Genomic DNA, 11,214 nt, shown 5'->3' with positions numbered 1-11,214 from the left:
CCTTTTCTTAAAAAAGAAACGGAGCTGCTGACACCTTTATTATACCGTCAGCAGCCCCGCAAATCAACGATGGCTTCGGAAAATCTTATGCCCCGGCTTCCTCACTCTGCCGCTTGTCGGCATACTTGCGGAACACCTCATAAAGCTGCTGCTCCAACTCCCGGCGTTTTGCCGCTTCCTGCTCCGGCGTGAACACCGGGGAAAGATTTTCCAGCATGATTTCCTTTCCCTGAAAAGTTACGACCTCTGTTTCTTTCCTGTATCTGATATGCTCCATAGAACCTCCCATATTCAATTTTCAAGGTACAATGCCGCGCGTCGGCGGTGTGAAATTCTGCTTATACGCAATCACCTTTCCTTTGTTGTGTGCCGCTGTCGCTTTAATTCCGCCAGCATCTCCGGCGGAATACGGTCAACCAGCCTTTGCATATTGTCCAGTTCGCTTTCCAGCTTCGCCCGTTCCATGCGGTCTTTCATCTTGCCGCTTTCGCTGGCTTTGGCCCTCGCTTCCAGCTTTTTCTTTTCTTCCAGCAGGTCATTGATCGTGACCTTGTATTTCTTTAACTGCCCGGAGAAGTTCTCCATCTGCGGGAACCACTTTTTCAGCATAGAGAGGGCTTCCTCTTTCTTCTTTCCGGCGTTCAGCGGGCTGATACCGTCCAGCGTGGCTTCAATCGCCCTCGCCTGTTTGGAGAGGCTGACCGCCTGTTTGAAAAGCCGGGTGGGGATATGCTTCCGGCCTGTCTTGCTGGCACTCTCCCCACGCTCCAAGTCCGGGTACTTCTCCACCATATAGGCGTGAAAATCGTCCTGCCACTTCGTCAAATTCGCCCGGTTGCCGGCCTACCCGTCCAATGAGGAAGTCCGCCGCCCGCTGGAAAAACGCCTGTATCGCCTTTGGGGACTTTCCCTTGAAAAACTCCGGGCTGGCGGTGATGAGCGTATCGACAAAGCGGGTGCTGTCCTTCCTTGTCCGGCAGCCTGCCTGTTCAATGCGGCTCTGAATGAAGTGGTAGTAGCGTCCCTCCGGCTTGACGATGTGGAAGTTATATTTGCTTCGGCTGGTGTCAATATCGGGATTGCTGGCGTACTGCTCCTTTTGCCGTTCATGGTGGGCTTCCAGCGGCCTTGCCGGGTTGCCCTTATGCTTCTCAACGCGTAAGATTGCGTGTTGTGCCATAAACTCCTTTCCCCATTCCTTTCCTATCCGGGACTTTTCCACAGGAAAATCCCGCCGGAATTATCTCTGATAGGATTGGAATGGAATCGATATAAATCAATCTTTTTAATCTCTGTATTTCTATCTTCCGTCCGGTTTCCGTACTTCAAGAGGGCTGATTATCGTACTCCATGAGTACGGTTTTCAGACCTCCGGCGTTCCAAAACCGGATTTCTTGAAGTCGGCGTTTGATACCGCTTCATAGGATTTTGGATAAATGCAGTTGGGTTTTCCACAGCCCTGCTTCTTAATATCAATCAACTCCGCATACTGTAACTCCCGCAGGGTGTTGACTGCTTTCTGCCGCCCACAGTGGAGCAGGGCGACCACCTCGCAGATTGGATAGTACAGGTAAATGCGCCCATACTCGTCCGCCCACCCGTTTTTCCGGGATAACTCCGCCCGCCGCAGGATAAAGGCATACAGCAGCTTTGCTTCATTGGACAGGGGCTGGAATGTGGGCGCTTCAAAGAGAAAATTGGGGAGCCGGGTGAAGCTGGACGCCTTTTCCGGCTGATGGATATAAATCGTGCTTGTCATAGTGTGCTTTGTGGACGGTTAGAAAGGCGTTTTCGGGGGAGGACGGTACTTTATACCGCTTCCCCCGGTTCTGTCCTCTGAACGCCTTGTAAATCAAGGACTTTCAAGCCCCTAACTGTCCACGCTTGACCTCCTTTTCCGTTCACTTTCTGTTTTCTGCCGCCTGTGAACTCTGGCGGCGCAGTTGGGGCAGTATTTCGCCCGGTTGGACTTCGGGACGAACACGCCGCCGCAGACCGCGCAGCGTTTCAAATCCTTATCCCGGTAAATCTCCGCTTCCAGCGTCCCCACAAGCGGCAAGACCGACCAGCGGAACCACTTGCAGCAGACCGAGAAAGAAATCATCTGCGGGCAGGTGCGGCTGTCCCCGTCGTCAAGGGCGATACAATCCCCGTTTTCACAGTTGCAGCACTCCCGCCGGATCAGGGCGTTGGCCTGTTTCCTCTGCGCCGGGTTCATGCGGTAGAGGGAACCGTCCGTCCTGCGCTCCAACGGCGGCAAGTCTTTGTATAGGCTATTTTTCATGCGTTCCTCCGTTTCCGTTTGCCGTTCTCCCCAAAAGTCTTTATCCTAAAAGCCGTATTTCTACGGCTGCCCCATCTCTGCGGCGTATCCCGGCATTGGTGCGCTTTATGCGTCGCTTCTCCTGTCGGTCATATTCCTTTTGGACGGTCATTCTGTTTTCAAGGTGCGGCTCATCGATGAACTAAGATAAGTCTACACCTAAAAGAACGCTTGTCCCGTATATCCATAAAGTCGGAAATCAGCTTGAAAAACTGCCTATTTCCACGCTCTCGGAAATGTGGTAGAATAGAAATGGCAGAACAACAAATTGGGAACTTGGAGTGATAAGCTATGAAACTATTTGATTGGGGTGGAAGAGAATAAAGTCATACATCTTTGATTAAGCAGATATATCATGATAATTTAAGGAGAACAAGGAAGTATGAGTAAAATATTTTTAAGACCAATTATTACCGTTGATGAAAAGGAAACATTCATAAGCGAAATACAAGAGGCGTTTCAAAGTTCTTATGTATCAGAGTTTGGAAAATTTGAAAAAACAATTCTTCCAACAGAGGATATAGAAGAATCTTTTAACGCAAAAGGCTCCGAAGCCTATATTGCGGAAATTGATGGCGAAAGAGTGGGCGGAACAATCATCGTTATTGATGATAAAACAGGATATAATTCTCTTCATCTTTTGTATGTGAAATCGAATGTACAAAATGCTGGAAATGGGTTTGGAATATGGCAAGCGATTGAAGAATTGCATCCTGAAACAAGGATTTGGGAGACGCATACTCCATATTACGATAAGCGCAATATTCATTTCTATGTAAATCGTTGTGGGTTCAAGATTGTAGAGTTTTTTAATCCTAAGCACAAAGACCCACATCAAACAAGTGAAACCGCTGGCAATATTCCAAAAGAAAACAATTATTTCTTTAGATTTGAAAAAGAAATGAAGTAACCAATTTGGGTTTATCGGGCAGACGAGGAGGGGGAGCATGGAATTATCTATACAAGAGCGCCTGAAAGACCTGCGTGTGGAGCGTGGGCTGACGCTGGAACAGCTTGCGGAGGAAACCAAACTCTCCAAGTCTGCGCTGGGCAGCTATGAAGCGGACGACTTCAAGGACATTAGCCACTATGCCCTTATCAAGCTGGCGAAGTTTTACGGTGTGACCGCCGACTATCTGCTGGGGCTGTCAGAAACAAAAAATCACCCAAACGCCGATCTTGCAGACCTGCGGTTGAGTGATGATATGATTGCGCTATTGAAAAGCGGATTGATTGACAATTCTCTCTTGTGCGAACTGGCAGCGCACCCGGATTTTCCCCGGCTTATGGCTGACCTTGAAATCTATGTGAATGGAACAGCAGTCAAGCAGGTGCAGGGCGCAAACGCCATTGTGGACGCTATGAGCGCAAAAATTATGAAAAAGCATGACCCCGGCATGAGCGACCCGCAGTTAAGACAGCTTATCGCCGCCCATATTGACGATGATAGCTTTTGCCGCTACATAATTCAGCAGGATATAAACACGATAGCCCTTGACCTGCGGGAAGCCCACAGGGACGACTTTTTTAGCGTCCCGGAGGACAACCCGCTGAAAGGATTTTTACAGGTCGTTGATGAAACTGCCAGCGAGGACAGCGACCCGGACAAAGCGTCTTTGGCGTTTATCTGTAAACGGCTCAAATTGAATTTTAAGAAGCTGTCGGCAGAGGAAAAGAAGTGGTTGAAAAAGATTGCGGAAAAGTCGGACTTGCTGAAAAACCCAAACCCACGGAGGGGACGGAAATAAGGAACAACAAACAAAAATATATGGAGGTCAAAAATGGAATTTACTAAAGTCGAAAAGAATGGCATCATCTGTGCAATCGTTAAAAGTGATACTGTTGTCATTACAGACGCTCAATCTGCTTTAGATGTACTAATGTCTGCGAAATACGATATGGGAACACAGAATATTATTATTGACAAAGAGCTTATTGTGGATGATTTCTTTGTTCTTAGCAAAGGTCTTGCGGGAGAGATTTTACAAAAGTATGTGAACTATCATGGCCGTATCGCAATTTATGGCGATTATTCTCACTATACAAGCAAGCCGTTAAAAGACTTTATCTATGAAAGCAACAAAGGGAAAGATGTGTTTTTTGTTGCCACAGTGGATGAAGCGGTCGATATGTTGACCCGATAACTTCCAATCTGCCGGAGGGTAGCAAAGCCAGTCGAGCCAGTCAACGGCAAGATGAACGGCGCATAAATGCGCCGCCGTTGACAGTCCCGCCTGTCCTTGCTGACAGGCAATCAAGGCGGGAAAGCCCTAAAATGGCTTCCCGCCCATTCCAATTTTGAAAGAAAATCCAATGGCTTTTCCGGGAGTGTGGCCACATCTTCGGGACACTTTGTCCACAAATCGGAGTGTTGGACGGGGGACGGGAGTTTTCATATACGCCCTGTCTGCTGATGAAACCAGTCCTGCGCTTGCGGCTCCACGCCATGCAATCACAACCCTGTTTTCCTGCCGCTTCAAACGCCCTTGCCCTCCCCGGCGGCAACGGCATTTTCACGGCAACGCCGACAGAGCGTATAACACACTACACTTTGCAAGCAAAGTCGTGTGCCAAGGGGCAAGCCCCTTTGGAAACCCCGGACAACAAAACAGGCTGAATATCTCGCACTTTCCCGGTGCTTGATATTCAGCCTTTATTTGTTGTCAGCAGCCCGTTTCACGGTCTGCCCTTTTGTGTCCTTGTCCATAATGTTTCCCTGTATAATCCATCTCTCCCGGCGTCCTTTCAGAGCCGCTCCGATATTGGAGCGTACATTAGGTTCGGACATCCAGCAGTCCAGAATATTGATTCCCTGCGCCTCGCAGGTGTCGATCACTTCTTTTATTTCCCGGGAGTCATGGCGCTCCAGCCACTCTGCCCCAAGGCCGATCTCACTTACTTCCAATCCTGTTTTTCCAAGCTTTCTGTATCGCATACAAATCTCCTTTATCCGGTGCAAGTCTCAGACACGCTAAAGGGCGCAAAAGACATTTTGACCCCAACATCATATTATAATTAAAGTATAAAAGGGAAACGCCGTTTTGCCAAGGGGAATCGGCAAAACGGCATCTGGTTAATCAATCCCGGTGCATTGTCTGTACAATGACCGGATGTTTTGCGGCGGCTTTCATTGACTTGTGAGGCAGGGTGCCTCCATGCCGCCTGTATACCGGAATAATAAACAGAAAAAGGGCGATGGAAAGAATGAAAAACAGGATATAGGACGGAAGATAGCTTCCGGTCCTGTCTGCCAGCATTCCCGGTACGGCGCTGGAGACCAGTCCGCCCAGCGCATAGGAGAGCTGGTAATTTTTCAGTACTGTGGCGTAATTTCCCACCTGGCAGAAATCGGAGGCCATAATGGAAAGACCCACAGAGGCCAGCGCAAGCCCCATACCGAGAAAAAGAAAGGTGATTCCGAACAGAAGGCGGCCGGACTGAGGCGCGAAACAGCAGAGCAGCTGGCCGATACAAAGAAACAGGCAAAATAACGCCGCTGTACGAAAGCTGCCTGCCCGGTCGGCAATCCAGCCAAAGGAACATTTACCGGCTATGAGCAGTATGCCCATCAGCGACAGGAAAAAGGAAACAGTAGCGGCTGAATGGCCGGCGCTGGTATAAAGCAGGGATAAATAATTAAAACCGGTCAGTCCAAGCACTCCAATCAGAAAAGAGCCGCACAGGATACGGAGCTGTTCCCTCCGGCTGAGCCGGTTGTGGAGCAGTGTGCCGCCGTGAATGCAGTCCCTGGAGCTGCCGGAAGAAACTTCTGTTTCCGGGAAATCTTCCACACTTGCTGTTTCGATCCCTGTATGTTCAGGCGTGTTTTCTCTGATCAGTGCCACAATGGGAAGCGTTACGGCCGCAACAGCCAGAGCTTGCGCCAGGAACGCGGAGGAAAGTCCGAAATTCTCAATCAGAAACAGCAGCGTCACGGGACCCAGAACAGAGCCGATTCCGCTGCCGGAGGCAGCGATTCCAAGCGCCGCGGCAGGTTTCAGAGGGAACCACTGCCGGATGAGCAGAGAGGCGGGAATCATACCGCCCATCGCATAGCTTATGCCGGACAGAGCCGATGCGGCGCAGTAAAGGAGTGGTGTGGATGATATGCCGTAGATAAAAAATGAGAGCGAGGCAGACAGCATTGCCAGTGCGATTCCTTTTTTCAGGCCGAGCCGTCCGTAATAGCGGTCGGCGGCGAACATTGCCAAAAGGGAGGTTACACTTTTCATCGTGGCGAGCAGGGAAATCTGGGTATTGGAAAAACCGTGGACTTTTATAATAAAAGGCAGGCAGATGGAAAATGCATTGCTGACAAGCCCGACACAGACAAAAACCATGACGGTGCTGAGCGCGCATATGGTAAAGCGGTAGGGTTGAGCTTTCATGGATATTCCTCCTGCTGCCGTTTGACGGCATAATTGTTATTGATGACGGTGATCTTTGCGCGGAGCGTGCAGGTTATCGTTTCATCCGCCTGCCATTACTGCCATTATCATATTAGAGAAATATATATTTGTAAAATGAATTATACAGGTATATAATATAGACAAAATCGATATTTATCATCGCGGAGGAAGTATGAATCAGGCTGAAGTGGATGCATTTCTTGCAATTGTTGAGTCAGGCTCCCTGACCAGGGCCGCACAGAAGCTGTATCTGACACAGTCCACACTGAGCAGCCGTCTCGACTGCCTGGAGAAAGAACTCGGCGCGCCTCTTCTAATCAGGAAAAAAGGAATCCGCAGGGTGGAGCTGACCGAGGCGGGAAAGAAGATGGTTCCCGTGGCAAAGAAGTGGAAAAAACTGTGGCAGGAGACAAAGGAGATTATCTGGAAGGAAGACCGGCAGACCATGTTCCTGTCAACGATACAGAGTGTCCAGACTTATCTTATGGGGCCTGTATACAGGGAATTCCTGGACAGGGCGGATAACTGCGACATGTGTATTCTGGCCCTGGATTCGGGTGATACATACAAGTTAATAGAAGCGGGAGAACTGGAAGCCGGACTGATTGCCAATCCCGGTTATTCAAGGACGGTGGCCTCGATTCCCCTGTTTCAGGAACCGATGTGTTTTGTATGCGGGGCAGGCAGCTCCTACAGCGGTCCGGTTCATCCCGCATCCCTGTCGGTCAGAAATGAAATCTATCTGGAGTGGCATCCTGAGTTTGTCCTGTGGCACACCTACTGGTTCGGAGACGGGAGACGGTGCAGGGTGGAGACGGATAATATGCAGCTACTAGAGCAGCTAATCGAACAGGATGAATACTGGAGCGTACTGCCGAAATCGGCCGCTCTCAGCATGGAGGGCAGGATGGATGTCAGAATCCTTCCGATTGAGGATGGCCCTGAAGACAGAGTGGTGTATCTCCTGCTGAAGCATAAAGAAGACTGTCCGCCGTCTGTTCGGATCCTGCTTCAGATGCTTAAGGAATATCTGGAGAAGTTGGGAATCCTTTGGATTGGGGAAGGGAAAATCTGATACGGAGTAATGAGGTGCATATGGAAATGAATACGGAACGAAAAAGAATATTGTTTGCCGACGATGATCCGGAGATTCGGGAGGTGGTCCGTATTCTTCTGGAGCATGAAGGCTTTGAGGTTATCGAGGCCTCCAATGGAAAAGAGGCGGTGGAAAAGTCCGGCGGCTCTGTGGATCTGATTATCCTGGATGTGATGATGCCGGGGAAGTCAGGGATTCTGGCCTGTCTGGAGATAAGGAAAAAACTGACGGTACCCATCCTGTTTCTTACGGCCCGCACCCAGGATTCCGATAAGGCGCTGGGATTTTGCGCAGGGGGAGATGATTACCTGGCAAAACCATTTTCCTATACGGAGCTGGTTGCGAGAGTCAAGGCAATGCTGCGCAGATATTACGTCTATCAGGGAGGCGGAAACCGGAAAGAAGATGACGCACAGATACAAATCCGGGATCTGCTTCTTAATAAGGACAGCCGTGAGGTGCGTCTGGAGGGAGGAGAAATTCTTCTTACGGATTTGGAATACCGGATTCTCCTTCTTCTCGCGGAGAACAGGGGGAAGATTTTTACGATACAGAATATCTATGAGAGCGTTTGGGAAGAACCATATTATTACATTTCCAATAACACGGTGATGGTACATATCAGGAATCTCAGAAAAAAACTGGAGAAAGATCCGAAAAATCCGAAATACATCGTCAATGTATGGGGAAAGGGGTACCGGATAGAGTGATGAAAAAACTTCGCAGCAGATTATGGATTAAGCTGATTCTGTCAGCCGTCTTTGCCGCCGCCTGCGCCGCCTTTGTCTATGTGTGGGCGCTGGAGCTGTCCTACCGCCTTTTGGATCAGATTTATATTAATCCGGCCGTTATCTTAAAGCGGGAAGAGCAGTATATAAAGGATTTTCAAAGCTATGTGACAGAACAGAAGCTTTCCATGAATGACAGAAAGAAGATAAAAGAGTTCACCAAAACGGATTGGACGATTGTCATGGCGCTGTACCAGGAGAATGATATAATCTTCAGCAGTGACAGCCGCTTTATTGTGCCTCTTCCGGCGGATGAATACGGGGAGACGATAAAAGACACATCTGAGGCGTCGGGAGTTTTTAATGTGACGTTCACGGACGGCGCAGTACAGGCAGCACTGGTTTATACGGGATATGAGAATTACCAGTCCGCCGGAGTGATTGTGACGCTTTTGAGCGGCCTTTGTTTTGCCGTAATTTTATATCTTCTGATTCGAAATAAAGTAAAATATATTGAATTGCTGGGGAAAGAACTGGAGATTTTAAAAGGTGGAGATTTAAATTACCAGATTACGATAAGGGGAAATGATGAACTGGCGGCTCTGGCGGGAGAGATGGATTCCATGCGCCGGGCCATCCGCTCCAGACAGGAGGAGGAAGAGCTGGCCCACCTGGCGAACCGGGGCATAGTGACGGCCATGTCGCACGACCTGAGAACGCCGCTGACGGCTCTTATGGGTTATCTTGATATTCTTTCCATAGAGGAGGACCCCGGCAAAAAACAGAAGTATCTGTCGGTCTGCCGTGACAAGGCGTGCCAGATAAAGAGCCTGTCGGATAAGCTTTTTGAGTATTTTCTGGTATACAGCAGTGACCAGGATGAACTGCACGCGGACGAGGTGAACGGTGCGGAATTTGTGGGACAGATAGTTGAGGAGAGCCTGTTTGACCTGGAAAATGAGGGGATTGAGGTGGCGCGCCGGGCCGGAGAAATTACATGCAGGCTATTGGTGGATGTGGATCTGATGCGCCGGGTTTTTGGAAATCTTTTTTCCAATATCCTGAAATATGCGGATCGGAGCCACGCCGTTCAGGCGGAATACGGAGAGACAAAGGATGAACTGGTCATCCGCCTGCGAAACAGCGTGGCTGCGGATGCATCGGAGCGGGAGAGCAGCAATATCGGCCTGAAGACATGCGAAACGATACTGAAGCGTCACGGAGGCACTTTTTTATATCAAAAAGACGCCGGTATGTTTGAGGCCGAGGTCAGGATTCCGTGCATCAGGGAATAAGCATCGGATAGGGAAAAACATTGGGCAGGGATAATCTTTAAATCAGGAATAGATTCAGGAGAATGAGATGAAGATACAGGAATTAAAATTATTTAACGGATTGACGGAGGACGAGCTTCAGCGGAGCCTGGTCTGTTCACAGTCAAACATCGTGGAGTATGAAAAAGATGATTATATCTTTTCTCAGGGGGAGAGGCCCAGGTGGATCTACATGATTCTGTCAGGGGAGGTTCTGCTGGAACAGATTAATATGGCGGGACGCCAGACTTATGCGGAATATCTGGGTGAAAGGCAGCAGTTTGGCGTTGTGGACCTGTTTCTTAAGCGGAAACAGTATTCCTACTCGGCCAGAGCCAGGAGCCATGTGAAGCTGCTTAAGATATCAAGCCATTTTTTCTATGGAACGTGTGAAAATAACTGCATGCACCACAGCAAAATTCTTTTTAACATGATGGGGGTGTTTGCCGAGGAGGCGGAGAAAAAATCAAAAAAGATACAGCTTTTGACCTGCGGCAGCTTAAGACAGAGGATAGCCCTTTATCTTCTCCAGAACAGCGGTGAAAATAAAAAGGTTGAACTGATGATGAACCGGGAGGAGCTGGCGGCCAGCCTGAATGCGGCCAGGCCTTCTCTGTCCAGGGAATTATCTCAGATGCAGGATGAGGGGATTATTAAAATGGAGGGTCGCAAATCCATCAAAATCCTTGATTATTCCCGGCTTCAGGAAGACCTGGCCGATGTTTCAGATTAAATTATCAGTCTTCGGGAACAAAAACGTCTTTTCCAAGACCGCATATCGGACATAACCAGTCTTCGGGCAAGTCCTCGAATGCAGTTCCCGGAGCAATTCCATTGTCCGGATCGCCTACCTCCGGATCATACTCATAGCCGCATGGTTCACAGATATATTTTTTCATTTCTAATTACCTCCGTAATCTGTTTAATAATACGTTTGAATTACTCAGCCTTCCAAAGGCCGTGAAGATTGCAGTACTCGTAGGCAGCGATAAATTCATCGCCGTCGCCAAGAAGAAAAACGGCTTTTGGTTCTTCGCCGGGTTTCAGGGAAGCAAACTGTCCGCCGGCTTTTGTTTCAATATAAATGCCTGTAATATAGTGCTCCTCCAGCATGGGATGAGATACGGAACCTACCGATACTTCCACTCTGTTTCCGTCAACCGAGACAACGGGTACATGCTTCTCAGCCGCGCCGTCCGAGGTGTTGGCCTTCAGGGACTCAAGTCCGACTTCCTTTTCACCGTCTAAAGCCACCAGATTTAATAAGATATTTTTCTTGTCGTCACTTCTGTAAAATTTATTCATAGCAGACCTCCTCGTATAATAAGTTTGTAAGCAAGAAAAA

The 11,214-nt window shown here is 48.9% G+C and carries 13 protein-coding genes and 2 pseudogenes; 7 read left to right on the top strand and 8 right to left on the bottom strand.

The genetic code is table 11. The features are described from left to right. Positions 1-85: 85 nt before the first annotated feature. The 4 genes and pseudogenes from CLOSYM_RS04390 to CLOSYM_RS04375 form a co-directional block, all read right to left on the bottom strand. Positions 86-277: a hypothetical protein gene (locus CLOSYM_RS04390; RefSeq protein WP_044902131.1), complete on the bottom strand. Its 192-nt coding sequence runs from the start codon at positions 275-277 to the stop codon at positions 86-88. A 71-nt stretch (positions 278-348) separates the two neighbouring features. Further along, a pseudogene (locus CLOSYM_RS04385) lies at positions 349-1,180 on the bottom strand (plasmid recombination protein). 183 nt (positions 1,181-1,363) lie between these two features. Next, positions 1,364-1,759: a replication initiator protein A gene (locus CLOSYM_RS04380; protein WP_021641115.1), complete on the bottom strand. Its 396-nt coding sequence runs from the start codon at positions 1,757-1,759 to the stop codon at positions 1,364-1,366. 111 nt (positions 1,760-1,870) lie between these two features. After that, positions 1,871-2,284 (bottom strand): cysteine-rich VLP domain-containing protein, encoded by a 414-nt coding sequence (locus CLOSYM_RS04375; RefSeq protein ID WP_021641114.1) that lies wholly within the window; start codon positions 2,282-2,284, stop codon positions 1,871-1,873. Positions 2,285-2,705: 421 nt separating this feature from the next. Here CLOSYM_RS04375 and CLOSYM_RS04370 point away from each other — a divergent pair, with 421 nt between their 5' ends. The 3 genes from CLOSYM_RS04370 to CLOSYM_RS04360 are packed head-to-tail and all read left to right on the top strand — an operon-like array spanning position 2,706 to position 4,467. Next, positions 2,706-3,233, top strand: a complete 528-nt coding sequence (locus CLOSYM_RS04370; RefSeq protein WP_021641113.1) for a GNAT family N-acetyltransferase — start codon at positions 2,706-2,708, stop codon at positions 3,231-3,233. Positions 3,234-3,270: 37 nt separating this feature from the next. Then, positions 3,271-4,071: a helix-turn-helix domain-containing protein gene (locus tag CLOSYM_RS04365; protein ID WP_021641112.1), complete on the top strand. Its 801-nt coding sequence runs from the start codon at positions 3,271-3,273 to the stop codon at positions 4,069-4,071. Positions 4,072-4,104: 33 nt separating this feature from the next. Continuing rightward, positions 4,105-4,467, top strand: a complete 363-nt coding sequence (locus CLOSYM_RS04360; RefSeq protein ID WP_021641111.1) for a DUF4180 domain-containing protein — start codon at positions 4,105-4,107, stop codon at positions 4,465-4,467. A 530-nt stretch (positions 4,468-4,997) separates the two neighbouring features. On the opposite strand, the pseudogene CLOSYM_RS04355 reads toward CLOSYM_RS04360, so the two are convergent. Together CLOSYM_RS04355 and CLOSYM_RS04350 are read right to left on the bottom strand one after the other, a co-directional pair. Further along, positions 4,998-5,258: pseudogene (locus CLOSYM_RS04355) on the bottom strand (aldo/keto reductase); the annotation flags it as partial. Positions 5,259-5,400: 142 nt separating this feature from the next. Next, positions 5,401-6,711 carry an MFS transporter gene (locus CLOSYM_RS04350; RefSeq protein WP_021641108.1) on the bottom strand — a complete coding sequence of 437 codons (1,311 nt, stop codon included), beginning with the start codon at positions 6,709-6,711 and terminating at the stop codon, positions 5,401-5,403. A 193-nt stretch (positions 6,712-6,904) separates the two neighbouring features. On the opposite strand from CLOSYM_RS04350, the gene CLOSYM_RS04345 reads away from it, so the two are divergent. The 4 genes from CLOSYM_RS04345 (at position 6,905) to CLOSYM_RS04330 (ending at position 10,602) form a co-directional block, all read left to right on the top strand. Further along, the gene (locus CLOSYM_RS04345) at positions 6,905-7,807 is read left to right on the top strand and encodes a LysR family transcriptional regulator (protein WP_021641107.1); all 903 of its coding nucleotides are present in this window, start codon (positions 6,905-6,907) and stop codon (positions 7,805-7,807) included. A gap of 20 nt (positions 7,808-7,827) precedes the next feature. After that, positions 7,828-8,538 carry a response regulator transcription factor gene (locus CLOSYM_RS04340; protein WP_003508008.1) on the top strand — a complete coding sequence of 237 codons (711 nt, stop codon included), beginning with the start codon at positions 7,828-7,830 and terminating at the stop codon, positions 8,536-8,538. Beyond that, positions 8,538-9,851: a sensor histidine kinase gene (locus CLOSYM_RS04335; RefSeq protein ID WP_021641106.1), complete on the top strand. Its 1,314-nt coding sequence runs from the start codon at positions 8,538-8,540 to the stop codon at positions 9,849-9,851. The genes CLOSYM_RS04340 and CLOSYM_RS04335 overlap by 1 nt, the downstream gene beginning before the upstream one ends. A gap of 67 nt (positions 9,852-9,918) precedes the next feature. Further along, positions 9,919-10,602, top strand: coding sequence for a Crp/Fnr family transcriptional regulator (locus CLOSYM_RS04330; RefSeq protein WP_003498684.1), 684 nt, complete (start codon positions 9,919-9,921; stop codon positions 10,600-10,602). A 4-nt stretch (positions 10,603-10,606) separates the two neighbouring features. On the opposite strand, the gene rd is transcribed toward CLOSYM_RS04330, so the two are convergent. Both rd and CLOSYM_RS04320 read right to left on the bottom strand, forming a co-directional pair. Then, on the bottom strand, positions 10,607-10,768 hold the full coding sequence (gene rd, locus CLOSYM_RS04325; protein ID WP_003498682.1) for a rubredoxin: 162 nt from the start codon (positions 10,766-10,768) through the stop codon (positions 10,607-10,609). A gap of 40 nt (positions 10,769-10,808) precedes the next feature. After that, positions 10,809-11,174: a desulfoferrodoxin family protein gene (locus CLOSYM_RS04320; RefSeq protein WP_003498680.1), complete on the bottom strand. Its 366-nt coding sequence runs from the start codon at positions 11,172-11,174 to the stop codon at positions 10,809-10,811. Positions 11,175-11,214: the final 40 nt, after the last annotated feature.

This window comes from [Clostridium] symbiosum ATCC 14940 (genome assembly GCF_000466485.1).
Lineage (GTDB): Bacteria > Bacillota > Clostridia > Lachnospirales > Lachnospiraceae > Otoolea > Otoolea symbiosa.
This window is presented reverse-complemented; position numbering and strand designations above follow the sequence as displayed.

Coding starts and splice junctions, on each gene's coding strand:
- CLOSYM_RS04365 (WP_021641112.1), top strand. CDS start 3,271: ATGGAATTATCTATACAAGAGCGCCTGAAAGACCTGCGTGTGGAGCGT.
- CLOSYM_RS04340 (WP_003508008.1), top strand. CDS start 7,828: ATGGAAATGAATACGGAACGAAAAAGAATATTGTTTGCCGACGATGAT.
- CLOSYM_RS04330 (WP_003498684.1), top strand. CDS start 9,919: ATGAAGATACAGGAATTAAAATTATTTAACGGATTGACGGAGGACGAG.
- rd (WP_003498682.1), bottom strand. CDS start 10,768: ATGAAAAAATATATCTGTGAACCATGCGGCTATGAGTATGATCCGGAG.
- CLOSYM_RS04345 (WP_021641107.1), top strand. CDS start 6,905: ATGAATCAGGCTGAAGTGGATGCATTTCTTGCAATTGTTGAGTCAGGC.
- CLOSYM_RS04350 (WP_021641108.1), bottom strand. CDS start 6,711: ATGAAAGCTCAACCCTACCGCTTTACCATATGCGCGCTCAGCACCGTC.
- CLOSYM_RS04360 (WP_021641111.1), top strand. CDS start 4,105: ATGGAATTTACTAAAGTCGAAAAGAATGGCATCATCTGTGCAATCGTT.
- CLOSYM_RS04370 (WP_021641113.1), top strand. CDS start 2,706: ATGAGTAAAATATTTTTAAGACCAATTATTACCGTTGATGAAAAGGAA.
- CLOSYM_RS04390 (WP_044902131.1), bottom strand. CDS start 277: ATGGAGCATATCAGATACAGGAAAGAAACAGAGGTCGTAACTTTTCAG.
- CLOSYM_RS04375 (WP_021641114.1), bottom strand. CDS start 2,284: ATGAAAAATAGCCTATACAAAGACTTGCCGCCGTTGGAGCGCAGGACG.
- CLOSYM_RS04380 (WP_021641115.1), bottom strand. CDS start 1,759: ATGACAAGCACGATTTATATCCATCAGCCGGAAAAGGCGTCCAGCTTC.
- CLOSYM_RS04320 (WP_003498680.1), bottom strand. CDS start 11,174: ATGAATAAATTTTACAGAAGTGACGACAAGAAAAATATCTTATTAAAT.
- CLOSYM_RS04335 (WP_021641106.1), top strand. CDS start 8,538: ATGAAAAAACTTCGCAGCAGATTATGGATTAAGCTGATTCTGTCAGCC.